This window comes from Litchfieldia sinesaloumensis (genome assembly GCF_900156865.1).
Taxonomy (GTDB): domain Bacteria; phylum Bacillota; class Bacilli; order Bacillales; family Bacillaceae_L; genus Ferdinandcohnia; species Ferdinandcohnia sinesaloumensis.
Genome location: NZ_LT732529.1, coordinates 3,448,014 through 3,474,204, shown reverse-complemented (window position 1 = coordinate 3,474,204; position 26,191 = coordinate 3,448,014). Strand labels below are relative to the sequence as shown.

At 38.5% G+C, this 26,191-nt stretch carries 20 protein-coding genes and 1 riboswitch; of the genes, 13 read left to right on the top strand and 7 right to left on the bottom strand.

What is annotated here, in order from left to right:
- Positions 1 to 15: 15 nt before the first annotated feature.
- The 5 genes from CZ490_RS17030 (at position 16) to CZ490_RS17010 (ending at position 5,280) form a co-directional block, all read left to right on the top strand.
- Positions 16 to 1,011, top strand: a complete 996-nt coding sequence (locus CZ490_RS17030; protein ID WP_077620028.1) for an aliphatic sulfonate ABC transporter substrate-binding protein — start codon at positions 16 to 18, stop codon at positions 1,009 to 1,011.
- Between the two features lie 121 nt (positions 1,012 to 1,132).
- Positions 1,133 to 1,969 (top strand): ABC transporter permease, encoded by an 837-nt coding sequence (locus CZ490_RS17025; RefSeq protein ID WP_077620027.1) that lies wholly within the window; start codon positions 1,133 to 1,135, stop codon positions 1,967 to 1,969.
- Positions 1,970 to 1,983: 14 nt separating this feature from the next.
- Complete coding sequence (locus CZ490_RS17020; protein WP_077620026.1) at positions 1,984 to 2,697, top strand: ABC transporter ATP-binding protein; 714 nt, start codon at positions 1,984 to 1,986, stop codon at positions 2,695 to 2,697.
- A 19-nt stretch (positions 2,698 to 2,716) separates the two neighbouring features.
- Entirely contained in the window at positions 2,717 to 4,426 is a 1,710-nt protein-coding gene (gene acsA / locus CZ490_RS17015) for an acetate--CoA ligase (RefSeq protein WP_077620025.1), read from the top strand.
- Positions 4,427 to 4,524: 98 nt separating this feature from the next.
- Positions 4,525 to 5,280 (top strand): NRDE family protein, encoded by a 756-nt coding sequence (locus CZ490_RS17010; protein WP_077620024.1) that lies wholly within the window; start codon positions 4,525 to 4,527, stop codon positions 5,278 to 5,280.
- Between the two features lie 141 nt (positions 5,281 to 5,421).
- Here CZ490_RS17010 and CZ490_RS17005 read toward each other — a convergent pair whose 3' ends face one another.
- Complete coding sequence (locus CZ490_RS17005; RefSeq protein WP_077620023.1) at positions 5,422 to 6,912, bottom strand: UDP-N-acetylmuramoyl-L-alanyl-D-glutamate--2,6-diaminopimelate ligase; 1,491 nt, start codon at positions 6,910 to 6,912, stop codon at positions 5,422 to 5,424.
- Between the two features lie 166 nt (positions 6,913 to 7,078).
- The gene (gene asnB / locus CZ490_RS17000) at positions 7,079 to 8,983 is read right to left on the bottom strand and encodes an asparagine synthase (glutamine-hydrolyzing) (protein ID WP_077620022.1); all 1,905 of its coding nucleotides are present in this window, start codon (positions 8,981 to 8,983) and stop codon (positions 7,079 to 7,081) included.
- A gap of 651 nt (positions 8,984 to 9,634) precedes the next feature.
- Between asnB and CZ490_RS16995 the strand changes: the two genes are divergently transcribed.
- On the top strand, positions 9,635 to 10,930 hold the full coding sequence (locus CZ490_RS16995) for a murein hydrolase activator EnvC family protein (protein ID WP_077620021.1): 1,296 nt from the start codon (positions 9,635 to 9,637) through the stop codon (positions 10,928 to 10,930).
- A gap of 170 nt (positions 10,931 to 11,100) precedes the next feature.
- On the opposite strand, the gene CZ490_RS16990 is transcribed toward CZ490_RS16995, so the two are convergent.
- The gene (locus CZ490_RS16990; RefSeq protein WP_077620020.1) at positions 11,101 to 11,793 is read right to left on the bottom strand and encodes a Crp/Fnr family transcriptional regulator; all 693 of its coding nucleotides are present in this window, start codon (positions 11,791 to 11,793) and stop codon (positions 11,101 to 11,103) included.
- A 482-nt stretch (positions 11,794 to 12,275) separates the two neighbouring features.
- Between CZ490_RS16990 and CZ490_RS16985 the strand changes: the two genes are divergently transcribed.
- Positions 12,276 to 15,116 carry a 2-oxoglutarate dehydrogenase E1 component gene (locus CZ490_RS16985; protein ID WP_077620019.1) on the top strand — a complete coding sequence of 947 codons (2,841 nt, stop codon included), beginning with the start codon at positions 12,276 to 12,278 and terminating at the stop codon, positions 15,114 to 15,116.
- The gene (gene odhB, locus CZ490_RS16980; RefSeq protein WP_077620018.1) at positions 15,113 to 16,366 is read left to right on the top strand and encodes a 2-oxoglutarate dehydrogenase complex dihydrolipoyllysine-residue succinyltransferase; all 1,254 of its coding nucleotides are present in this window, start codon (positions 15,113 to 15,115) and stop codon (positions 16,364 to 16,366) included. Before CZ490_RS16985 ends, odhB begins: the two co-directional genes overlap by 4 nt.
- A gap of 152 nt (positions 16,367 to 16,518) precedes the next feature.
- On the opposite strand, the gene gdhA is transcribed toward odhB, so the two are convergent.
- Positions 16,519 to 17,847 carry an NADP-specific glutamate dehydrogenase gene (gdhA, locus tag CZ490_RS16975; RefSeq protein WP_407639814.1) on the bottom strand — a complete coding sequence of 443 codons (1,329 nt, stop codon included), beginning with the start codon at positions 17,845 to 17,847 and terminating at the stop codon, positions 16,519 to 16,521.
- Between the two features lie 225 nt (positions 17,848 to 18,072).
- Between gdhA and CZ490_RS16970 the strand changes: the two genes are divergently transcribed.
- Positions 18,073 to 18,978 (top strand): glutamate biosynthesis transcriptional regulator GltC, encoded by a 906-nt coding sequence (locus tag CZ490_RS16970; protein WP_077620016.1) that lies wholly within the window; start codon positions 18,073 to 18,075, stop codon positions 18,976 to 18,978.
- A gap of 109 nt (positions 18,979 to 19,087) precedes the next feature.
- On the top strand, positions 19,088 to 19,396 hold the full coding sequence (locus tag CZ490_RS16965; protein WP_077620015.1) for a hypothetical protein: 309 nt from the start codon (positions 19,088 to 19,090) through the stop codon (positions 19,394 to 19,396).
- Between the two features lie 53 nt (positions 19,397 to 19,449).
- On the opposite strand, the gene CZ490_RS16960 is transcribed toward CZ490_RS16965, so the two are convergent.
- Positions 19,450 to 19,764 (bottom strand): DMT family transporter, encoded by a 315-nt coding sequence (locus CZ490_RS16960; protein ID WP_077620014.1) that lies wholly within the window; start codon positions 19,762 to 19,764, stop codon positions 19,450 to 19,452.
- Positions 19,764 to 20,105, bottom strand: a complete 342-nt coding sequence (locus CZ490_RS16955; protein ID WP_077620013.1) for a DMT family transporter — start codon at positions 20,103 to 20,105, stop codon at positions 19,764 to 19,766. Before CZ490_RS16955 ends, CZ490_RS16960 begins: the two co-directional genes overlap by 1 nt.
- Positions 20,106 to 20,169: 64 nt before the next feature.
- Positions 20,170 to 20,302: riboswitch (guanidine-I (ykkC/yxkD leader) on the bottom strand.
- Positions 20,303 to 20,456: 154 nt separating this feature from the next.
- Here CZ490_RS16955 and CZ490_RS16950 point away from each other — a divergent pair.
- From CZ490_RS16950 to CZ490_RS16940, 3 genes are read left to right on the top strand one after another with little or no spacing between them, the layout of a single operon-like run.
- The gene (locus CZ490_RS16950; RefSeq protein ID WP_077620012.1) at positions 20,457 to 21,212 is read left to right on the top strand and encodes a DeoR/GlpR family DNA-binding transcription regulator; all 756 of its coding nucleotides are present in this window, start codon (positions 20,457 to 20,459) and stop codon (positions 21,210 to 21,212) included.
- The gene (gene pfkB, locus CZ490_RS16945; protein WP_077620011.1) at positions 21,209 to 22,120 is read left to right on the top strand and encodes a 1-phosphofructokinase; all 912 of its coding nucleotides are present in this window, start codon (positions 21,209 to 21,211) and stop codon (positions 22,118 to 22,120) included. The genes CZ490_RS16950 and pfkB overlap by 4 nt, the downstream gene beginning before the upstream one ends.
- A gap of 15 nt (positions 22,121 to 22,135) precedes the next feature.
- Positions 22,136 to 24,001: a PTS fructose transporter subunit IIABC gene (locus tag CZ490_RS16940; RefSeq protein WP_077620010.1), complete on the top strand. Its 1,866-nt coding sequence runs from the start codon at positions 22,136 to 22,138 to the stop codon at positions 23,999 to 24,001.
- A 38-nt stretch (positions 24,002 to 24,039) separates the two neighbouring features.
- On the opposite strand, the gene CZ490_RS16935 is transcribed toward CZ490_RS16940, so the two are convergent.
- Positions 24,040 to 26,121 carry a metallophosphoesterase family protein gene (locus CZ490_RS16935; protein ID WP_077620009.1) on the bottom strand — a complete coding sequence of 694 codons (2,082 nt, stop codon included), beginning with the start codon at positions 26,119 to 26,121 and terminating at the stop codon, positions 24,040 to 24,042.
- Between the last annotated feature and the right edge of the window lie 70 nt (positions 26,122 to 26,191).

Genomic DNA, 26,191 nt, shown 5'->3' with positions numbered 1-26,191 from the left:
TAAGGGGAAAATGGAATGAAAAAAATAAGTGTCATTTTTATAGCAGTATTGCTGTTAGTCGGCATTGTGGGTTGTTCGAATAGTTCAAGTAAAGCTAGCGATGGGAACGAAAAGCCAAAGAAGATTATATTGGATTACGCATTTTACTCACCGACAAGCCTAGTTTTAAAAGAGTTCGGTTGGGCTGAAGAAGTATTTGAAGAAGAAGGTATTGAAGTTGAGTTTGTTCTTAGTCAAGGGAGTAACAAGGCACTAGAATTTTTAAACAGTGGAAGTGCGGACTTCAGTTCATCTGCAGGGGCAGCTGCGTTAATGGCGAAAGCAAATGGTGCACCGATTGAATCTGTTTATATCTATTCAAAACCGGAATGGACTGCACTAGTGGCAAATAAAGATTCAGATATTCAAAGTGTAAGTGATTTAAAAGGAAAAAAGGTAGCAGCAACTATTGGAACGGATCCTTATATATTCCTATTGCGCGCCTTAAACGAAGAAGGATTAAGCCCATCGGATGTTGAAATCGTCAATTTACAGCATGGAGATGGTGCAGCAGCTTTATCTTCTAATCAGATAGATGCATGGTCAGGGCTCGATCCTCACATGGCAAGAGTTGAAATAGAAACAGGTGCAAAACTATTTTATCGAAATGCTGATTCTAATACGTACGGGACATTAAATGTCCGTTCAGAGTTTGCTGAAAAATACCCTCAATACGTTGAAAAAGTTATTGAGGTTTATGAAAAGGCACGTAACTGGGTGCTAGAAAATCCAGAAGAGGCAGCGGATATCTTAGCGAAATCGGCAAATATTGATATAGAGGTTGCAAATAAGCAACTAAATGAACGGAATGATTTTTCAAATCCAGTACCAGGTGATGCTCAAATTGAGGCGTTAACAGAAGCTGGAAAGGTACTCCAGGCACAGGATATCATCTCAAAGGATGTTGAGTTAGATACGATCGTTGACGAATTGATTAATCCATCATTTGCAAAAAAAGTAATTAAACAATAAGAGGAATGTGCCTTTTTAAACGTTTAACTCTATGCGCTGATGGCTGAAGGTTTTAAACCAAAAGACATGGCGCAAAGAGTTTATCTAGAAATGGCAATCCGAGGGATAGGAGGAGGTAAAAATGAGTACGAAAGGTGAAACGTTAGCAAGACAAATAAAAGTGAAATCGAAGCGTGAGTTTGCTTTGTCAGGAAATTTAAAAATTATCCTACTTGGAAGTATTATACCTGTGGTTTTACTAGTAGTTTGGCAGTATTTAAGCCATATCGGTGTACTTGAAGGGCATTTAATGCCAGCGCCTACAGTCATTCTAGCGACGATCATTGAATTTGCTGGAAATGGTACTCTCTGGGGACATATTGGAATTACATTATATCGTATCTTTTTTGGTTTTCTGATTGGGGTCGTTGCGGCGGTCATATTTGGTTCATTGGTGGGTTATTTTAAAATAGCTGAACAACTATTAGATCCAATGTTTCAAGCCTTCCGTTCCATTCCATCTCTGGCATGGGTACCCCTATTTATCCTTTGGATGGGAATTGCAGAACCTTCAAAAATTACCCTCATTGCGGTCGGAGTATTCTTTCCAGTTTATTTAAATATTGTGTCTGGCATTCAGGGTGTTGACCGAAAATTAATTGAGGTCGGAAAGATCTATAATTTTTCCACACTGGAGTTAATTAGAAAAGTGATACTGCCTGCGTCACTGCCGTCCTTCCTAGTAGGAATTCGGAGTGGGTTGGGGCTTGGCTGGATGTTTGTTGTTGCGGCTGAATTAATGGGAGCAAGTCAAGGGATTGGGTATTTGCTCGTCGTTGGTCAAAATTCATACTCCCCAGAAACGGTCATTGCAAGCATTGTCCTGTTTGCAATTTTAGGTAAGATAACAGACTCCATTTTAAAGAAAACGGAGGAAAAAACGCTTCACTGGCAGGACAGCTTTGCGAAGAAAGCCTGAAAGGATGAAAAACAATGCTAGCAGTTCAAAATGTCTCACGAACCTTTTCAGATGGTGCAACGGGGTTTAAGAATATTAACTTTGAAACAAAACAAGGTGAAATCATCGGTGTTCTAGGTACAAGTGGATGTGGAAAAAGCACATTACTGCGTGTCCTATCAGGGTTAGATTCGAATTATACAGGAACGGTGAAAATCAATGGTGACACAATTAAGTCTGTTCATGAGAAGGTCGGTGTCATTTTTCAGGAATCTCGTTTAATGCCATGGTTGACGGTTATAGAAAATATTTCATTTGGACTAAAGAATGATAGTCAGAAGAATGAAAAGGCACAAGAATATGTAAAACTAGTTGGATTACAGGGTTTTGAAAATCACTATCCAAAGGATATATCTGGTGGCATGGCACAAAGAGTATCAATCGCACGGGCACTAATTACAGCACCAGAAGTACTACTCCTAGATGAGCCATTCAGTGCACTTGATGCTTTTACTAAAATGCAGTTACAGGACTTGCTTTTAACGATTTGGGAGAAATACAAATCGACAATGATTTTAGTCACTCATGATATCGATGAAGCACTTTATTTGTGTGATCGAATTGTTATTTTAAAAGGACAGCCTGGGGAACTCTATCAAACGATTCAAGTTGAAGAGCCAAAACCAAGATCCCGTGGGGATGTAAAATTAGCGCAGCTAAAAGCAGAAATACTAGCACTACTTAGTTAACGGAAAGGGGAGAGGTGAATTGACAACCACGCAATTAAACGCCATAAAACCTGTTGATGGAAACTATAATCTTCAAGATTATAAGAAAGTCTACCAGCACTTTTCTTGGGAGAACGTTGAAAAGGAATTTAGTTGGAAGAAAACAGGTCAAGTAAACATGGCCTATGAGTGTATCGATAGACATGTAGCAGAGGGATACGGAGAGAAGGTTGCCCTCCACTATGTTAACGAGGAAGAGGAACAAATTTATACATTTAAAGAGATAAAGGATAAGTCTGACCACCTTGCGACAGTTTTGAAAAAATTCGGAGTCAAAAAAGGTGATATCGTATTTATCTTTTTACCAAAGAATCCGCAAATGTATATCGCGATGATTGCAGCGGTTAAGCTTGGAGCAGTTGCGGGTCCGCTATTTGAAGCGTTCATGGAGGATGCGGTTCGGGATCGTATTGCGGACTGTGAAGGTCGTTATCTTATTACTGACTCAGAGTTGGTAAAACGGGTACCGAAACAGGAATTACCTTCACTGGAAACCGTTTTTATTACTGAAGAACCTGAAAAGTGTCAGGAGAATGAAATCTCACTTGTAAAGGTATTGGCTGAAACAGAGTCAGAGGATGATATCGTTGAATGGCTCGATTTAGATGATCGACTTAATATCCATTATACAAGTGGCTCAACTGGGAAACCAAAGGGAATTGTCCATGCGCATCGAGCAATGATTCAACAATATCAAACCGGAAAATGGGTTCTCGATATAAAAGAGGATGATATATATTGGTGCACAGCACATCCCGGTTGGGTAACAGGTACAGTGTATGGAATCTTTGCTCCATGGCTAAATCGTGCATCAATCGTTGTAAATGGCGGTAGATTTAATGCAGATTCCTGGTACTCGACGATTGAAAAGACAGGAGTTACAGTTTGGTATAGTGCTCCAACGGCGTTCAGAATGTTGAAGGCTGAAGGGAATAAAGTGTTAGAAAAATACAACCTACGTTCATTACGTCACATATTAAGTGTAGGTGAACCTTTAAATCCTGAGGTTATTGTCTGGGGGATTGAAGAACTAGGAAAAAGAATTCATGATACATGGTGGATGACAGAAACTGGAGGCCAATTAATTGTTAATCTTCCTTCAGAGGTTATCAAACCTGGCTCGATGGGGAGACCTTTTCCGGGAATTGAAGTAGCGATCTTAGATGATGACGGAAATCCACTTCCAAATGGGCAAGTCGGCCACCTAGGCATCAAGGCATCTTGGCCATCCATCATGCGAGAAGTTTGGAAAAATGAAGAAAAATATAACTCCTATTTCATTAACGGGTGGTATATCTCCGGCGACTTAGCCATTCTTGATGAGGATGGGTATGTGTTTTTCCAAGGGCGAAGCGATGATATGATTAATTCATCAGGTGAGCGAATCGGACCGTTTGAAGTCGAAAGCAAACTGATTGAACACGAAGCGGTTGCTGAAGCTGGTGTTATAGGAAAGCCTGATGTGATAAGAGGGGAAATTGTAAAGGCATTTATCGTTCTGAAGAATGGATACAACTCTTCTCCGGAATTATTAGAAGACATTCGTGTGTTTGTAAAACAGCATCTTGCTGCTCATGCTGCACCAAGGGAAATCGAAGTGTTAGAGGAACTTCCAAAAACTAAAATCAGTGGGAAGATTTTAAGAAGAGAGTTAAAAAAACGTGAATTAGAAAAAGAAGTAGTGAGTTAATGGCAGGGGCAAAAGGCCCCTGTTTTTTGTGTTTGAAATAAAGACATTACTAAGCTTATAGGATGATGGTATAATTTGTGAAAAGGGGCGGTGATTACATGTGCTTAATCGTGTTTGCTTATCAAGCACATCCGGTCTATAAGTTGATCGTTGCAGCAAACAGGGATGAATTTACCGAGAGGCTAACGGCTCCGGCCCATTTCTGGGAGGATGAACCGAATCTACTAGCTGGAAGAGATCTTGAAAAAAAGGGAACTTGGATGGGTGTTACCAAAGTTGGACGGTTTGCTGCCGTAACGAATTATCGTGACCTAAATGAGAGCAGTGAAGGCAAAGTATCTCGAGGAAGTCTTGTTAAAGAAGCTCTTACTTATAAAGGGAAATTAGATGGTTATACGAAACAACTAGAACAAACAAATACTGACTATCCTGGTTATAATCTTCTAGTTGGAGACTTAGACGATCTCTATTATTATTCGAATGTAGGAAAAAGTCTTGTTAAGGTGAAGGCTGGTATCCATGGCCTTAGTAACCATTTGCTAGATACAAACTGGCCAAAGGTTGAAAAAGGTAAAGAGGGCCTCGCTGAAATTATCAAAGGTGAGAATTTAGTAGAGAACCTTTTTACTTTACTTCAAAACACAGATCGACCAAAAGACAGCCATCTGCCTAAAACGGGTGTATCACTTGAATGGGAACGGATACTTTCTTCGTTATTTATTCAAACGGATGGGTACGGGACAAGAAGTTCAACCGTATTATTAATGTCAGATACTGAGGTAGAGTATATTGAACGAACGTTTTCGGCTAAAGGAGAAAATGATCCAGAATTTCGTTTTGCAATTAACTCTTAAGGTTTATGTTTGCAATAAAAGTTAAAGCGTGAATTCAAATGAATTCACGCTTTGATGTGTTTTGAACAATGAATTGGTACCGTTATGAGATCCAAAACCTTTTTGAGAAATGATTATCTGACAACAGTTAAGTTTCTCTAATTACTGCACGATTGATTCGTCTTTTCGTTTTATGCGCTCTTGAAGGAACTCACGAGCGACCTCTCTATCATCGAAATGATTGGTTACATCCCCAATAATTTGATAGGTCTCATGCCCTTTACCTACAATAATGACACAATCGTCTTTTGATTTAGTAGTAGCCTCACGAGATAAAGCTTCCTCAATTGCTTGCTTTCTATCAACTAATTTGGAATAGTTTTTGCCTTCCATTCCTTTTTCCATGTCATTTAAGATTTGGAGAGGATCTTCTTTTCTAGGATTATCACTTGTTAAAAAGACATAATCGCTATACTGTTCTGCAATACTAGCCATTATTGGGCGTTTTCCAGCATCTCTGTTTCCTCCGCACCCAACTACACAAGTAATTTTACCTTTTGACAGCTGACGTGCTGTTTTCAACACATTCTCTAAACTATCAGGTGTATGTGCATAATCAACGATAACGGTAAAGTCTTGACCAGCATCGACTGTTTCAAATCGGCCCGGTACCCCATCAATTTGTTCAATTGTTTTTATGATTGCCTCTAATTCAATGTTCTCAACCAAACATGCTGAAATAGCAGCTAATAAATTATAAACATTAAACTTTCCGATGAGTTTAGTGGTTACTTCAGCTTTGCCCCTAAAAGTGTGTAACGTAAACGTTGTGCCTTTTGGTGTCAATTTAATATCTGTGGCATATACATCTGTTTCCTTATCAATGCCATACTTAATTACCTGGGCTGATGTAATTGAAGAATACTTTTCAGAAATAGGATCATCATTATTAAGGACTGCAACGCTTTCGTTTGTTAAACCAGAGAATAATAATCCTTTTGCGTTAGCATATTCTTCCATACTTTCATGATAATCAAGATGGTCCTGTGTTAAATTGGTGAAAATTGCAGTTTTAAAGTTTGTTCCGCGTACACGGCCAAGTGATAATGCGTGAGAAGACACTTCCATAACAACATGAGACATCTTCTGCTTTTTCATATCATCGAAAAGCTGCTGCAATTCCAATGTGTCAGGTGTAGTATTTTTTGATTCAATCACCACATCACTATACTTAATATTAATCGTACCAATTAAACCGCTTGGTTTTTGATTATGGTTTAAAATATGTTGAATGATATTAGATGTAGTCGTTTTCCCATTTGTACCTGTAATGCCGATTACTTGTAACGTAGCGGTTGGTGATTGGTAAAACGTTTCAGCAATAATCGCCATTGCTCGCCTTGTATCAGGAACTTGAATAGTCGTAATATGGCCAGGAACTTCTACTTCTTCTTCTACAAGTAATGCAATTGCTCCCTGATTAATTGCTTGGTCAATAAAGTCATGTCCGTCAACAGTATACCCTCTTAAACAAATAAAAAGATGACCTGATTCAACCTTCCTAGAATCATACTGTACACCAGTGATTTCAGTATCTTGTTCGTTTCTTATCCGTTTAATTAACAGTTTATCCGTTAATTCTTTTAATCTCACAAAGTTCACTCCTCAAAGGTTTATGGGATGATATCAAATACGAATGAGAATTTTTTTATTGTTTACGGTTCATCACTAAACAATACATTTAAAAAAGAATCCCATTGTAATAGTCAAAAGTGGATTTTCTTTTCAAAAGAATGAAGAGCCTCTGGAATAGGCTCTATTAAACAGTAACATTTACTTCCTTCATCAATTTAGATTGAAGCTCTTCCAAACTGGTTTCTCGCACATGTAGAGCATACCATAGTAAGAAAATAACTACCGTCCAAATTTTTCTTGAATGATCAATTCTTCCTTCTTTATGCTCTTTTAATAATCCTATTACATAATTTGTGTTTACAAATGGGTTTTCTTTTTCTTCTTCTAGAAGCGTATTAATCCAATTAAACCATTCATCCGCCATCCAATGACGTATAGGTACAGGAAACCCTAGTTTTCTACGATTCATTGCACCGTCAGGAATAATTTCTTTTGCTGCTTGGCGTAAAATGTACTTTGTTGTACTTTCTGTTAATTTATATTCCGTTTTAATTTTTGATGCCAATGCGAATACTTCTTTATCCAAAAATGGTACACGAAGTTCTAGTGAATTCGCCATTGTCATCCGGTCAGCTTTCACCAAAATATCTCCTCTTAACCATGTATGCATATCGATATATTGCATCTTAGTTGGATCATCGTAGTTTTCAACTTCATCATAAAACGGCTTTGTATATATATCATAAGTAAGAGTATCATCGTAATTCTTTAATAAACTTTGTTTTTCAACTTCAAGGAAAATCTTTGCATTTCCTACATACCGTTCTTCAATTGTTTGGCTCGCTCTTTCTAGATAACTTTTACCCTTTACACCTTCAGGAATAATTTTTCCTATTCTTTTTAAGCCACTTTGAATTGGCTTTGGTAGACTAGTGAATTTTTGAAGATCAAGTGGTTCACGGTAAATGTTATACCCTCCAAAAAGCTCATCGGAGCCTTCTCCACTTAAGACGACAGTAACATGTTTTTTTGCTTCTTTTGAAACGAAATACAAAGGTATAGCGGCAGGGTCTGCTACTGGTTCGTCAAGATGCCAAACAATTTTAGGTAGTTCCTCCAAAAATTCTTGCGCTGTAATCACTTTATGGATATTCTCAACACCGATGTATTCAGCAGTTTCTTTTGCTAAATCAATTTCACTAAATCCTTCTCGTTCGAATCCAACGGTAAAGGTTTTTATATTTGGATTAACTTCTTTTGCGAGTGCTACAATGATACTTGAATCAATCCCACCTGATAAAAAACTTCCAACCGGAACATCACTTCTCATATGGATTTGAACTGATTTACGCAGTGTTTCTAACACTTGGTTTTTCAGATCTTCAAAGTCTATCTCTTTTGACTCAAATTTCGGCGTGAAGTATTGTTCAACTTCCATATTGCCGCTTCTTTTTAGCTTAAAATAATGTCCAGGTAGCAGTTTATTTACTCCCTCGTGCATTGTATATGGTTCAGGAGGATATTGGTATGTCATATAGTGATGTAGTGCAACTTTATTTATTTCTAACGATTGAATGTCTTTTAATACATAGTCAATACTCTTTTTCTCACTGCCAAAGAAAGTACCAAGTGATGTGTGTGCATAATAGAGAGGTTTAATTCCAAAGTGATCCCTTGCTCCGAATAGTACTTCCTCAAGGCTGTCCCAAATCAAGAAGGAATACATTCCTCGTAAATGATTAACAACATCTTCTTTGAATTCATGATATGCAGCTATAATAACTTCGGTATCTGAACTTGTGTTAAATTCATGACCTTTTCTAACAAGGTCCTCCCTCAGTTCTAAATAGTTATAAATTTCACCATTAAAGATAATCCAATAGCGATTATCTAAATAGGATAAAGGTTGATGTCCACCTTCTATATCAATAATACTTAATCGTCTAAATCCAAAAAAGACATTCTCATTTTCAAAAAAACCGTTATCATCCGGTCCACGGTGATGAATAATATTTGTTGCTTCCTTCATAAGTGAATAATCATTTATCTCAATATCCTTATTAGGAAGAAATCCAAAAAAACCGCACATGTGTAGAACCTCCGTTTTAAAAACTTTAATAAGTATAAGTATAATCCTTTTTTTCTCTCTGGAAACTAGCTTTTAATGAAATCAATTGTACCAAGAATCATCTATAGTGGATAACTTAAGTAGCGCATCTAAAAAAATAAAAAGACCTCTTTTCAAAGCAGAAAAAAGGCATAAAATGCGAATTTTGATATATCCACTTCAAATTAACCAAAAGTGCATACTTTCACATAAAAAGATGAAAAAACACACAGATATTTCAAACCTTAGAAATTTTTTTCAGTCGATTTTATCATACAAAATATGACAAAGAAATTCAAACTACTTTTATAATGTTATGAAGTCAGATTGTACGATTATAAGAAGTGTTTTAGCAATTCAAATTTATCACATCGTGGACTCGGGTACAACACAAAAGAAGATAAACCGGAGTGCGGAAAATATTGGCACGGAAAAGCTTTACAAAAGCCAGTAATTTCAAACTCTATTGAAATAAAACTGTAATAATACTTTGACGTTTTGAGACAAATTTTTATGTTATAATACAAAACGTGATAATATATAGCAAAATATGATACTTATAGCTTGGGATGTATACTATTTCCCTTATGAAAATAAGAGATTGCTAGGTTAGTAGAAGGGGGATACCGTAAGTTGAAGAAAAAACTTCTAATGGTTTGGATGGGTATATCAATAGGACTAGGAAGTTTATTGATACCTATGCCTGATACTGCATTAGCTGTTCAAGAAAATGAAAAATTAGAAAATGAAAAAAAAGAAATTCAGGGTAAGAAGTCAGAACTAGAGTCAGAAATCTCTCAAAAAGAGGGTACTCTAAATGACATTAAGCAACAACAAGATACTGTCAAAGATGAAATTAATAGACTTGATGTTGCTGTAGGTGAAACACGAGGTAAAATTGAAAACACAAAAGCCCAAGTCCAAGAAAGAAAAGAGGAAATTGAACTTCTTGAGGCTGAAATGAAAGTTCTTGAAGAACGGATTCAAAAGCGGGATGAGCTAATCAAAGAGCGGATGCGAAGTCTTCAGCAAAGTGGTGGAGTCGTTGCATATGTGGACGTTTTACTTGGTGCTAAAACCTTTAATGACTTCATAAACCGGATCAGTGCAGTATCAGCTTTTGTACAAGCAGACCGTGAAATTATGCACGAACATGAAACGGACGTTAAACAACTTGAAGCAAATAAAGATGAAGTAAAAGTCTTACTTGCAAAGCAGGAAGCCCAGTTAAAGGAACTTGACCAGTTAGAGATCCAGCTTAAAGCACAAATTCAAGAACAAAATAAAGTAATGGCTCAGCTGGAGGTTGAGGAGCAAAAGATGCATGATGAGCTCCATGAATTGGAGAATATTGGAGAATTATTAGCTGCGCAGGAAAAGGCAATCCAAATGGAGATAGAAGCTTGGAACAAAAGGCAAAAGGAACTAGAGGAACAACAAAGAAGAGCTGAGGAAGAACGGAAAAAGGCTGAAGCTGAAGGCTCTACACCTCCACCATCATCTCCACCGCCTGTTGTGGACAATGGAGCGTTTATGAACCCAGCAACGGGACGATTAACCTCTGGTTTTGGAATGCGTTGGGGAAGAATGCACTATGGAATTGATATTGGGAAAGGTGGTCGTCAAGGAAATGTTCCTATTTATGCGGCCGCTAGCGGTACAGTTACACGATCAAACTTTAGTAGTAGCTATGGAAATATCGTCATAATTACTCACTATATCAATGGACGCCAGATGACAACTCTGTATGCACACCTACAAGAACGCTTTGTTGGCCAGTATGACCAAGTGAAAAAGGGCGATTTAATAGGTTATATGGGGAATACTGGAGATTCGAAAGGGCCGCACCTTCATTTTGAAATTTATGATGGTCCTTATCAAGCCTCCCATTCAAACGCAGTTGATCCATTACGATACGTGTCATATTGATAATGAAAGGGCCCGACCATAAGATTGGTCAGGCCCTTTTTATGGGGTTATAAACCATAGAATCTGAAATTAGTAGAAAGAAGATTCAATCCCTTATAATTAAAATGATCCTTATTATCAAATCCTTTTCAAAGAAAAAACCCACTTCTATACAGTGGGTTAATAACAATTTATATTGTTTTTGCCTTCTTTTTTAACCCCTCGAGGTCGAGGATATGAACCTCTCGTTGACCATTCATTTCAATCAGATTTTCAGAAACAAACTTGACGAATTTTCGACTAATGGTTTCAGGTGTTGTACCGATTAGAGACGCCAGTACTTTTTTCGTTATAGGAAGAGTGAATCGTCCATCCTCTGAGCGAACGCGATTATTGAACAAAAGAAGTACGCTTGCCAACCGTTGCTCGACTTCCATTAGGCTTAGTAGGCTCATCCACTCGTCGGCCTGATAAATTCGCTCATTTAACGCTCTCATAAAGCGAAGGGCCATTTTATGATTTCGCTCTAATGTATTAAAAAAGTCCTGCTTTTGAATAATATAGATAACGGTATCATTAATTGCTACCGCATTCGCGTAATGATTTTCCGATTGTAGCATGGCGGATTGGCCGAAAAAATCATCTGGGAATAAAAGACGAACTATTTGTTCCTTTCCGTCCTCTGCGACTTTTGTAATTTTTATAATGCCTTCACCAATGATATAAAGAGTGTCGGAAGGGTCTCCTTCTCGAAAAATCACATCCCCTTTACGGTAATCACGGACTTGAGTAACCTTTTGTAAAAGGCCCAATTCCTCCTCATTTAAACCTTGAAAAATAGGTACTAGACGTATAAAGCTTGGATCATGTGGACTGCTGATCATACAGAACACTTTTTCTCCTTTCAAATGCCCATAAAATGCGGACTCCTGTTGTACTATTTTTTACCTACCTTGCCGAAGTCTAAACGGACTTTTCTTTTCAAAAGTGTAAGGGTAATGAATTCCTTTTTACATTCCTTTACTTCAAGAGGAATGATGTACTACAATAGAGTTTCACTTTATGTTATTCCAAATCTAATGATATTTTGTTTACAGTAAAATTCCTTTTAAAACTTGATTTAAATCAAGGAAACTTTCTGATTTCGACTATAAGATAAGAATAACATATTTAGTAAGGATTTTGACTATTAAAAAACTCTTATTTTGCCTGTTTTTTCGGTATTTTTTTGAGTATTTTCCAATGTAAGCATTTTACTAGAAATCAGTGGAAAATAAGGTATAGTAGGGGTAGACATCATAATCCTATGAAACATCAATATTGTCTATGTAAATATTACAACATGTAATATGGAGGCTAATCAAAAATGGATAACCAACAAAGGAAAAATGTGTGGGAATCATTCTATGGCCCGAATATGGGTTATGTCTTTGACATGTATGAAAATTACAAGAATGATCCGAGTTCAGTCGACCCTTCTGTGAAAGCGCTTTTTGAGGAACTTGGGCCACCACCAGCAGACGAGCAGGCGGCAACAGCAGAGGTAGTAAGTGGGGGTATCTCACCGAAGACTATCAAGACGATTACATCAGGAGCAAAACTAATAAAAAACATTCGTGCATACGGACATCTAGCTGCAGATATATACCCGATTCGCACTAGACCGATGCCAGATACCAGCATTTTAGAACCTGGTTACTACGGTTTAACAAAAGAAGATTTAATGGACATCCCAGCATCGTATATTTGGGAGGAAGCACCTCCAACTGTTAAAAATGGTTGGGATGCATATGAACAATTAAAATCTGTTTATACTCAAACAATTGCGTTTGAATTTGCGCATGTTGACCTGGAAGATGAGAGACAGTGGTTGAGACAGCAAGTTGAGGTAAATGGCATTGACTTAAAGCTTACTGCAGAGGAAAAGAAACAACTCGCAGAAAGACTCATGAATGTTGATGGTTTTGAGAAATTTTTACACAAAACATTTGTCGGTCAAAAGCGATTCTCAATCGAAGGGTTAGATATGCTTGTACCAATGCTAGAACGATTAATACAAGAAGGCAGTAGTGATGGTACCGACAATATTATGATCGGTATGGCTCACCGCGGCCGTTTAAATGTGTTAGCACATGTTCTGCATAAGCCATATGAACTCATTTTCTCTGAATTCCACCATTCACCAAATAAAGATTTAATTCCTTCAGAAGGTTCTAGAGGAATTAACTATGGTTGGTCTGGAGATGTGAAGTACCACTTAGGAGCAGATCGTACGTATAAAGGTCCTAAGGAGCATGTAACACATATAAATCTCGCAAACAACCCAAGTCACTTGGAATTTGTAAACCCAGTTGTTTTGGGGATTACTAGAGCAGCACAAGACAACACAAGAAAAGCTGGTTATCCAGTTCAGGACAAGCAAAGTGCAATCAGTGTTCTAATCCATGGTGATGCTGCATTCCCTGGTGAAGGTGTAGTGGCTGAAACATTAAACTTAAGCAGATTAAAAGGTTACGAAACTGGTGGAACGGTTCATATTATTGCGAACAATATGGTTGGATTTACAACAAATAACACTGATTCTCGTTCAACTCGTTATTCAAGTGATCTTGCGAAGGGGTATGAAATCCCAATCATACGAGTTAATGCAGATGATCCTGAGGCATGTCTTGCAGCCATTCACTTTGCATATGAGTATCGTAAGCGTTTTGAAAAAGATATTTTAATTGACTTAATTGGTTATAGACGTTTTGGTCATAACGAAATGGATGACCCAAGCGTAACACAACCATTATTATATAAAAAAGTTGCAAACCATCCTGTGATTGCAGATAAATACGGTTATAAGCTTGTAGCTGAAAACGTATTGACAGAAGAGGAATTAACGCAAAAGCGTGATGAGTTTATGCAAGGTCTTCAATCCATTTTTGATGACTTTGCGGAAAACGAAGAGCGTGTCAAGCCGAAAAAGCCTAAAGCATTATCTGCTATTCCAGAATTCGATACAACAGTACCTGCTGACCTATTAAGAAGCATCAACAGGGGGCTGTTACAATGGCCTGATTCACTATCGGTTTATCCAAAGCTTGAGCGTATTCTAAAAAGACGTGAAACAGCATTAGATGAGGCGAATAAAGTAGACTGGGCATTAGCTGAAACACTCGCATTTGGATCTGTGCTTGCGGAAGGAAAAACGGTTCGCTTAACAGGCCAAGATAGTGAAAGAGGAACATTTGCTCATCGTCATGTTGCCCTAAATGACTTTGAAACAAATGAAAAATATATTCCATTACACAATATCCCAGAAGCGAAGGCATCATTCTCTATTTATAACAGCCCACTTTCTGAGACGGCTGTTCTCGGTTTCGAATATGGCTATAGTGTCCAAGATGAGAATGCTCTTGTCATTTGGGAAGCTCAATTCGGCGACTTCGTAAACGTAGCACAGCCAATTATTGATCAATTCATCTCTTCTGGTCATGCAAAATGGGGTCAAAAGTCGGGACTTGTGATGCTATTACCTCATGGGTATGAAGGACAAGGTCCAGAACACTCAAGCGGAAGAGTTGAGCGATTCTTAAACGGTGCTGGAGAATATAACTGGATTGTTGCGAATGTAACTAGTGCATCTCAATACTTCCATTTATTAAGACGTCAATCATTACTAGCTTCTACGGATGAAGCAAGACCGTTGATCGTAATGACTCCAAAGAGTCTACTACGTCATCCACAAACAGCTTCATCATTAGAGGATTTAACAAATGGAAGCTTTAAGCCATTACTTGAGCAACCAGGAATGGGAACGAACAAAGACAAAGTAACACGCTTACTTCTTTGTACTGGTAAAGTAGCAATTGATTTAGCGAACGAGGTTACAAATTTACCTGAAGAACACGTTGATACGTTGCATATAGCAAGAGTGGAGCAAATGTATCCATTCCCTAAGAAAGAACTTGAAGAATTAGTAAGCCAATATCCAAATCTACAAGAGGTAGTTTGGGTTCAGGAAGAGCCTAAGAACATGGGGGCATGGCCGGCACTTCAGTCAGTACTAATGGATATTCTATCTGAAAAAATTACATTAGATTATGTGGGAAGACCAAAGCGATCTAGTCCTGCTACAGGTGACCCAGACATTCATAAACAAGAACAAGCTTGGATTATGCAAGATGCATTGCTTACAGACAAAGGAGGGAATCAGCAATGATCGAAATTAAAGTACCGGAATTAGCTGAGTCCATAACAGAAGGAACAATTGTTGAATGGTTAAAAAAAGAAGGCGAACTCGTTACCAAAGGTGAGTCAATCGCTGAATTAGAAACAGATAAAGTAAATGTTGAAATTAATAGTGAGCATACAGGTGTTATTAAAGAATTTTTATTTCAACCCGGCGATAATGTTGAAGTAGGTCAAGTCATCGCAAAACTTGATGAAAATGGTTCTGAATCAAGCGCGGCAGCACCAGCTCCAGATGCTGCGCCTTCAGAAGAGCCTAAAGCGGCGCCAGCTCCAGAAGCTAAAGAAGAGACAGTTGCTGTTGAATCTGCAGAAAAAGGTAAGCCAGCTATTGCTTCTCCTGCAGCTCGAAAAAGAGCAAGAGAACTTGGCATTGATTTAAGTGAAGTTCCATATAAGGATCCACTAGGACGTGTACGTGTTGAGGGAGTGGAAGCATATAAGCAAGCACAAGCGACACCAACACCAGTTCCTTCTGCAAAGCAACCTGCGGCAGCTCCAGTGGTAAATGATGATCCGCGAGTAGAACGAATTAAAATGTCTAGACGTCGTCAAACAATCGCAAAACGTCTTGTTGAAGCTCAGCAAACCGCTGCTATGCTTACAACGTTCAACGAGGTCGATATGACGGCTGTTATGGATGTAAGAGCTCGTCGTAAGGATGCTTTCTATAAAAAACATGGTGTAAAGCTTGGCTTCATGTCATTCTTTACAAAGGCTGTTATCGGAGCGTTAAAGGCTTACCCATACGTAAATGCTGAAATCCAAGGAAACGAAATTCTACTTAAGAATTTCTATGATATCGGCGTAGCTGTTTCCACAGATGAAGGCTTAGTTGTACCAGTTGTACGCAATGCTGATACATTAAGCTTTGCGGGAATTGAAGCTGAAATTGGACGCTTAGCTGTAAAAGCAAGAGACAACCAATTAGGTTTAAGTGATCTTCAAGGTGGCACATTCACCATCACAAACGGTGGTACATTTGGTTCCTTGAACTCAACGCCGATTATCAATGCACCGCAGGTTGGTATTTTAGGAATGCATAAAATCCAAAGACGTCCTGTCGTTGTAGACAACAATGACACAGTTGAAGTACGTCCAATGATGTACGTGGCATTATCCTATGACCACAGAATCATTGATGGAAAAGACGCTGTCGGATTCCTTGTAAAAGTAAAAGAATTATTAGAAGACCCAGAAGACCTATTATTAGAAGGTTGATTATAAGAAAAGCGCAAGCCCTTGTAAGGCTGGAGCTAGACATAGAAGTAAAAAGGCACATGTTCCAATTAAGGAGCATGTGCCTTTCTTTTGTGTAAAGGTATGAAAAAACGCTGTTTTCACAAGGAAAACAGCGTAAAAGTTGTATTATATTAGATAACCCCTTGAGCGATCATTGCATCTGCTACTTTTAAGAAGCCGGCAATATTAGCACCGTATACGAGGTTTCCAGGATGACCGTATTCTTCGGCAGCATCCATGCTATTTCGATAGATAGAAGCCATGATATCCTGTAGCTTGCTGTCTACTTCTTCAAATGACCAAGATAATCTCATACTGTTTTGTGACATTTCTAGCGCAGAAACGGCAACTCCTCCAGCATTTACAGCTTTAGCAGGTCCGAAAAGAACTTTGCTTTCGAGGAATAAATCGATTGCTTCTAATGTAGAAGGCATGTTAGCACCTTCACCAATTGCTTTTACGCCATTTGAAATAAGAGTTTGTGCAGATTCACTATCAATTTCGTTTTGTGTTGCACAAGGTAGCGCGATATCACAAGGAATTGACCAGATGCCTGAACAATCTTCCATATATTCTGCAGTAGGGTGCTCGTAGACATATTCCTTGATACGTTTACGTTCAACCTCTTTAATGCGTTTAATTGTTTCTAGACATAAACCATTTTCATCATAAATATATCCATTTGAATCACTGCATGCTACAACTTTTGCGCCAAGTTGCTGAGCTTTCTCAATCGCATAAATTGAAACATTACCAGAACCTGATACAACTACAGTACTTCCTTCGAAAGAAAGACCTTGTTCTTTTAGCATCTCTTCGACAAAGTAGACTGTACCATAACCAGTTGCTTCCGTACGAACAAGGCTTCCACCATAACCGAGCCCCTTGCCGGTAAGAACGCCTGCTTCGAAGCTACCTTGAAGCCTTTTATATTGACCGAACATGTAACCAACTTCTCTAGCCCCTACGCCGATGTCTCCAGCTGGTACGTCGATATCAGGACCGATATGTCTAGCTAACTCGGTCATAAAGCTTTGCGTAAAACGCATCACTTCATTTTCTGATTTGCCTTTTGGATCAAAGTCAGATCCACCTTTACCTCCGCCAATAGGAAGTCCAGTTAAGGAATTTTTAAGGATTTGTTCAAATCCGAGGAACTTAATGATACTTGTATTTACGGAAGGATGGAAACGCAATCCGCCTTTATATGGACCAAGCGTGCTGTTAAACTGAACACGATAGCCACGATTTACATGAATTTGTCCTTGATCATCTACCCATGGTACTCTGAATGTAATCATTCTTTCTGGTTCAACGATTCTTTCTAAAATTGCATACTTCATATATTTGGGATTCTTAGCAAACACAGGTACAAGGGATAGAAAGATTTCTTTTACAGCCTGGTGAAACTCAGGTTCATGAGGGTTTCTCTTCTTTACCTCCTCATATACTTTGTTCATATAATCGGTCGCTTCTTTTAACTCTGGTACAGGAATTGACTTTTCGATCATAGCCATCGTGTACATTCACCCTTTCTTTGCTATATATTTTGTTTGTCAAAATCTCCGGACGGTTTTTATCTGTAAATTCTTGATATTTATCATTTTATAATGAATAATTAATCTAAACAATATTAATAAAAGATATAATTAATGCCAAAAATAGATGAATGGAGGAAAAGCCCGTTGGAACTTAGACAACTGACCTATTTTATCGAAGTTGCGAAACGTGAACATGTCACAGAAGCAGCAAATTCGATGCATATAGCACAATCCGCTGTAAGTAGACAGTTATTCAATTTAGAAGCCGAACTAGGCGTAGATTTATTTATAAGAGATGGAAGAAATGTAAAACTGACTCCCATCGGAAGGGTATTCTTAGACCATGTTGAGCAGGCGTTAAATGTCCTGGATAATGCTAAACGAGAAATTGAAGAATATTTAGACCCAGAACGAGGAACCATTCGAATAGGATTTCCAAGTAGCTTAGCGGCACATACTCTTCCAACAGTCGTATCGGCTTTTCGTGATGCCCATCCGCAAGTAAAGTTTTCGTTGTCCCAGGGAAATTATTATTCTTTGGTTGAGCGAGTGAAAACAGGAGAAATAGATATGGCACTTCTAGGACCAGTGCCGAACCAAGAAAAAAAGATAACGGGTACCACTCTCTTTACTGATAAAATGGTGGCATTGTTACCTCGTTCCCACCCATTAGCAAAAAATAAGTCATTAAACTTAAGTCAATTAAAAGAAGAACAATTTGTATTATTTCCAAACGGATATGTTCTACGAGACATTATTGTAAAAGCGTGTAATCAACTTGGATTTCAACCGAGAGTTTCTTTTGAAGGAGAAGATATTGATGCAATAAAAGGTCTGGTTTCAGCAGGACTTGGAGTAACAATTATACCTGAAGTGACATTAATTGAAAATGTACCTCATTCTACTGTTAAAGTTTCGGTGGTTCATCCTGAAGTAACACGTTCCGTTGGGATTATTATCCCCAAAGAGAGAAAATTGCTACCAACAGAACAACTTTTTTATGATTTTTTAAAGGATTATTTCTCATTTTTAGACAAGTTTCAATATTAACTGTTGTTGTATTTCCTCGGAAATGGAAGTATTATGTCGAGCATATAGCAAACAGCATGAACGGTTAATTTAGTAATAGAAATGAATACTAACAGTAGGAGGTGAACAGATGTCTGTTTCGAGAATACTTAAGTGGGTGACAGGTGGTCTTGAGGCAATTTTAGGAATACCATTTTTAGGGGCTTCAATTATCATAGGTTTTTTCTGGGCGCCGCTAGGTATCATGTTGATTCTCCACATTATTACCCTAGTACTTACTAAGAAGGACGGAGGCTCATATGTAGGAAGTATTCTAGGCATAATAACATCGTGCATTGGGTGGATACCATTTGTTGGTATGACCATGCATATTCTTTCTGCCATTTTCTTAATGATTGATGCAAATAAAGTAGATGTAGCTTCAAATAGATCATACTAATATACTCATAACTCTAGGGCTGAATTGTACAAAACAGCCCCTTTTTATCCTTTTTATCCTACAAGCTTTAGTCCAACAGCAGAGCTAATAATTAGTGCAATGAACACGAAACGTTTCCAGTCCCTTGGCTCTCCATAAAAAATCATCCCTAAAATGGCTCCACCTGATGCACCAATTCCAGTCCATACAGCATATGCAGTTCCCATGGGTAAAGTTTTCATTGCCATACTTAGGAACAAAAAGCTACCACCAAATGTGACGAGAAGGAGCACAAGAGATTGCCAATCCTTCTTAGCGTGAAGTCGATTAATCATCACAACCCCTAACATTTCAAAAATGCCAGCAAGTATTAGTAAGAACCATGCCATTATCCCTCAACTCCTTCTGATTCTTTTTCCTTTGTAACAAGCTTAAGGCCGATAACTCCGATAAGTAGCAGCCCGATTAATACAAGCTTTGTAATTTTGACTGGTTCATTAAAAAATAAAATCTCGGATAATACGGTTCCTGCAGTTCCAAGTCCAACAAAGACCGCATAAACCGTTCCAACAGGTAATTTCTTTCCAGCAGCAATTAAAGCGTAAAAACTAACGTAAATCGCAACCGCTGTACCCGCCCATGTCCAAAAGCTATCCGCATGCTTTAATCCAATTACCCAAAATACTTCAAAAAAGGCCGCAAAAAAGACCTTTACCCAATCTAAATTCATTTTTTTCTCCTCCTTGAGGTTTCCGGATAAAAAAGAAAAGCCTAAGAGATTATAACAATGTATAATCTCCCAGGCTTTTGTCCCTCCGTGGCATAGCAAGTTTGGTAGGTTCACCGAACTATTGAACATACTCTATAGCTATGAGTTTTCTCTCGGACCAGACTAGCAAATGCTACGGAACCCTAGAAAACCTTTTATTCGATTGTCTTTATTATACAACATGAGGATTTTCTATTGAAGAGGGAAAATTTACTTGTGACTGTTTGTGAACGAAAATGAATGTTTTTGATTGATTTATGAAAGAGGCTTCAATATAATGAGAGTACAATCTATCACTAAGGAAGTGACAGGATGTTAACTCCAGAAAGACATCAGCTTATCATCTCCTTGCTTAAGGAAAATGGAGTCGTAAAACTTCAAGAGTTAGTTGAAAGAACGAACTCATCTGAATCGACAATTCGCCGTGATTTAGTTCAACTTGAGGATAAGAATATATTAAAACGGATTCATGGTGGTGCTTCCCTCGTACAAGGAAATCGAGTGGAGCCGAGTTATATAGAAAAATCATCAAAGAACATAAAGGAAAAACGAGCAATTGCTCAGTATGCTTCACAACTTATTCATGAAGGTGATTCAATCTATTTGGATGCGGGGACAACCTCTCAGGAACTGATTCCTTTTCTTAATCATGAGGGTATTACAGTTGTGACAAACGCTGTCAATTTAATTGAGCCTTTGCTTGAAAAAGGAATTACTACCTACCTAACAGGTGGAGTGGTGAAGCCACAAACGAAAGCCTTAATCGGGAGCCGAGCTCTAGAAAGTTTGAACTTATATCGATTTGATAAGTGCTTTTTAGGAGTGAATGGGATTGACTTAAAGTATGGGTATACAACACCAGACCCAGAAGAGGCATTGATTAAGCAAACTGCAATGGGCTTAGCTAGTGAATGTTATATTCTAGCAGATCACACGAAATTTAATGAAGTTTCTTTTTCTAAAGTTTCTTCATTAAAGGACGCTGTGTTAATAACTGATAATGGATTAACAAAGAGCGAACTAGAATCCTATCAGGGACATATCAACATAAAGGTCGTGACAACATGATTTATACAGTTACGTTAAATCCTTCCATCGATTATTTTATCGAGTTAGATGATTTTGAGGTGGGAGGTCTGAATCGAATTAAAACTGAACGGAAAAGACCTGGTGGAAAGGGTATTAATGTTTCCACAGTTCTGCAAAATGTCGGGCTAGACAGTGTTGCATTAGGGTTTATTGGAGGTTTTACGGGCAAGTTTATTATTGATAGCTTAACTGAAAAGAATATCAAGACGGATTTTGTCAACGTTGAAGGTGATACAAGAATTAATGTAAAACTACATTCAACTATTGAAACCGAAATAAATGGGGCTGGTCCGAACATTACCACTTTTAAGCTTGAGCAACTAGTAGAGAAGATTAATCAACTACAAAAAGGGGACGTTCTAGTACTCGCAGGAAGTATTCCCTCTTCGTTACCCTCTACATTGTATCAACAAATAACTATGAAATTACAAGACAAGGAAGTAAAGGTTGTTGTGGACGCGACCAAGGATTTATTAGTCGAGGTACTTCCTTATAAGCCGTTTTTAATTAAACCAAATCATCATGAATTAGGAGAAATTTTTGGTGTTGAGATAAACAATGCCGAAGAAGCAATTCCTTACGGTAAAAAGTTGATTGAAATGGGAGCACAGCATGTAATCGTCTCAATGGCCGATAAGGGTAGCTTGCTGTTTGTAAATGAAAAGGTATATTATGCGTCAATTCCAGAAGGAAAACTTGTTAATTCGGTTGGAGCTGGAGATTCTGTGGTTGCTGGTTTTATAGCATCATATTTGAAAACTCAGGATGTAATTAAAGCATTCCGGTTTGGGGCGACGGCTGGCAGTGCTACAGCCTATTCGGAGGGTTTAGCGACAGCAGAGAAAATTAATGAATTGATTTCACAAGTACAAGTGAATGAATTATAGAAAGGAACATGCAGTATGAGAATTACAGAATTGTTGAAGAAAGAAACGGTCATTATTGAACTTTCTTCTACGTCAAAGCTTGATGTTATTGATGAGTTGGTCTCAAAACTTGATGAAGCTGGACGGCTTCAAGATAAAGAGCAATATAAACAAGCTATATTAACAAGGGAAGGCCAAAGTACAACTGGAATTGGCGAAGGGATTGCAATTCCACATGCAAAAACGGCTGCCGTGAAAACACCAGCAATCGCGTTTGGTCGCTCTACAAAGGGAATCGATTATGAATCCTTAGATGGACAACCAAGTCATTTATTTTTCATGATTGCCGCGAGTGAAGGGGCGAATAATGAACATCTTGAAACATTATCAAATTTGTCTTCGCTATTAATGGATGTTGGTTTCCGAGAGAAGTTAATGCAAGTTAAAAGTCCAGAGGAACTTATTCGAGCTATTGATGACAAGCAAAGTGAGTCGGAAGAAGACGAGGCACCGGTTGAGGTGAAAACGGAAGGTCAACAAAAGGTTCTTGCCGTAACTGCATGTCCAACAGGTATTGCTCATACGTATATGGCTGCGGATGCTTTGAAAGCAAAAGCGAAAGAAATGAACATTGATTTAAAAGTTGAAACAAATGGCTCTACTGGGGTGAAGAATAAGTTAACCCAGGAAGAAATTGATGGAGCTTTAGTGATTATTGTTGCCGCGGATAAACAAGTAGAGATGGCTCGTTTTAATGGCAAGAAGGTGATTCAGGTACCAGTGGCTCAAGGAATTCGTAAACCAGAGGAATTATTAACTAGAGCGGTAAACCAGGATGCGCCAATCTACAAAGCGGAACAGACTAAAAAGGAAAAAACAGAAGATGGAGAAAAAAGTGGTTTTTATAAGCACTTAATGAATGGTGTTTCTAATATGCTTCCATTTGTTGTGGGAGGCGGGCTACTAATTGCCATTTCATTTATCTTTGGAATAAATGCATCTGACCCTAATGATCCATCTTATAATCCAATCGCAGGAGCATTGATGACGATTGGTAGTGCCAATGCATTCAAATTAATGATCCCTGTGTTGGCTGGATTTATTGCGATGAGTATTGCCGACCGACCAGGTTTAGCTCCAGGTATGATCGGTGGATATATGGCGACAACTGGCGATGCTGGATTTTTAGGAGGATTAATTGCTGGATTCTTAGCCGGATATGTTGTGCTCTTAATTAAAAAAGCATTTTCAAGTTTACCATCCTCTTTTGAGGGACTGAAACCAGTGCTAATATATCCGTTCTTTGGAATCTTGATTACAGGTGCCATTATGTATGTACTCGTTGGCCCGTTAAAATCTGTAATGGACGGATTGACTGGCTGGCTTGAAGGATTAGGTACAGGGAATTTAGTCGTTCTAGGGTTAATTTTAGGTGGAATGATGTCAATTGATATGGGTGGCCCGATCAATAAGGCAGCATTTACCTTTGGAATTGCGATGATTGATGCTGGAAACTATGCACCACATGCAGCAATTATGGCGGGTGGAATGACCCCACCACTAGGACTAGCCTTAGCCACTACACTGTTTAAACATAAGTTTACAAAGCAAGAACGTGAGGCAGGTAAAACAGCTTATTTCATGGGTGCATCCTTCATAACAGAAGGGGCGATACCGTTTGCAGCTGCTGACCCTGGTCGTGTTATACCATCTGCGGTGATTGGGTCTGCGATTACAGGTGCATTAACGCTTGCGTTTGGTATTGGCCTTCCGGCACCACATGGTGGAATCTTTGTTATTCCGTTTGTAACGGGTAACTGGGCATTATATGTACTTTCAATTATTATTGGAACAGTGATAACAGCCTTATTAGTTGGATTCTTGAAAAAACCTGTTAAATAATGAATAGACCCCGTGCTACATAAAAGCACGGGGTATTTTTATGACAGTGTGATAGGTGCATAGGTGATTTCTTTTTTTGCCTGTAATAGGGAATTTTGGACAAAAGTAGGTGTGATGACGAGATGGCCGAGATTATTATCAGTTTCAATAATCGGACCTCGGTTTGAAGAGAGGTATCGTATTTTTTCTTTCCAAGTAAAATCGTCAGGACATGGAGTATTTCTTTTTTGTTTAACAATATCGTAACTCGCATCACAATATCTGTTAATCTCTTTATTCCTCCGTTTTGCTGCATTAATCGTTACAATCGCCTTCATTAACCCTCCTTGAACTCCGGAAAAACTCATATTGTTCATCGGGCTACTGGTAAATTGGTAGATGCATAGTTTATCATGATCAGGAAATTCAACATTTGTAGTTACTGCAGAAGCATAGTGAACATCACCCGATAAAATGAAGCAGTGACTCGGGTTCCACTCTTTGATCTGATACAGGAGTTCACTAAAGCCCTCTCCGTTATATTTCCAAGATTCGAAATCAAAAGCTGTTGTCACAGGTACTCCAATCGTTTTTAATGGGTAAATATATTGATTTAGAAATGACTCGATTAGGCCGATTCCATAGACAGGAGCAGGGGAGATAATAAGGAGTGCCTCTCCGCTTTTCCATCCACTCGTGTATAAACAGTCTGTGATGGTCTGCCACCCACGCTCACCTATAAGTTGTGGAGGCCGATCCTTTTCCTCGATGGTACGTCCAAGGGAAACGGGAAGGGGAGAATGATCATACTTTCGCTGTGTTCGTGTATCGAGAAAAATAGAAGTAGGATTTGTTGGTGCAACGAAATTCCATTGATCAAAATTCCAAAGCATTTCCTCCCATGCACCATGTGCCGCTGAACGGGCATCATAGCTTCTGCAATATTTCCACATCGTCTTTAAAAATGAATCATTAAATTGGTCCGGGTCATTGCCCCACCCTTGGAATAACCAGTATGCCGCTAATCCATTGGCAACAACATGTCGGCCAAGATTTGATTGAAAGACGTTATTTTTCCAGTGATGACTAATATTCCAATCATCTGTTATATCATGGTCATCAAAAATCATATAAGTTGGAATGTTTGCAAGTAACCTACGTATCTTGGACAGTGTTTTATAGGTCTCCTTCACATCTTCCACTTGTTCTTCATATTCCTTTTTGTACACATTTTCTTCTTTGTTACGTTCATTGTTTTCGTAGATAAAATAAATCTGGTTCTTCTTATTGCTTTCATTAAATGTAGGGAAGGTACAATTGTCTGTATATGAATCCCAAAGCTCAGGTGACCAGGATAATAGATAGAGAGCGGCATATTCTCCATGTGTCATAGCATGATTCCGACAATGCGAGGAGGTAAACTTACAAAAGCGTTCCATAATATATTGTCTACCGCGGGTTTGGCTGAGTGATGTATGAAAAGGTTTTTCATTGAGACGAGGCTCGATCTCTGCAAGATTTTCCTCTTTTCCAATCAGCCTTTTACCAGCGTCAGTCATAATAGGAAATACCGGATCTGGCACATCATCAGCATAAATTTGGTCCCCTAATAGAAATAAAGTGCCAGGTCGATTTTCAAGGTCTAGGTAGTTATTTTCAACCGCTACATCACCTTGGCTAAGGGTATCTTCTCCTTTCCCATGTAGCTTTCGGCATGAACCATAAAGAATATTGGTCTGTTGTTGTTTAGGATCTCGAATATAGAAACTTGGAAAACGGAGGTCACCATAAGTGATGGAGTGGGGTAGGTTATGACCAAGTAATCCGAAATCTTGAAGATCTAGAACCTTAGCGTTTTTTTGAAAATGAAGATTATAGCCAAGGAGTGTGTTGACCGGGAATGTGCTCCCATTTGGTGTTAGTTTAATTAGACTAATATATAGCTGTTTTCCGGCGCGAAAGGTCGTCGTTTCAGAATCGCAATCTATCTCATGGTACTCGTGTTCTGTACCCTCAGTACTTTCAATATGATAAAGCTTGGCACTAAGCTTGTGTCGATTGCTCAGTGCAATCCAAATATAGATGTGAGAAGGCTCAACGCGACGTAGAATTGGTCCAGACAATATTGTTGGTAGGTCCATTAAGTTCATCACCATCCCATGTTCGTTTTTCTATATCCTATTCAAGGACCTGTGGGACGGTTCGCCTGTT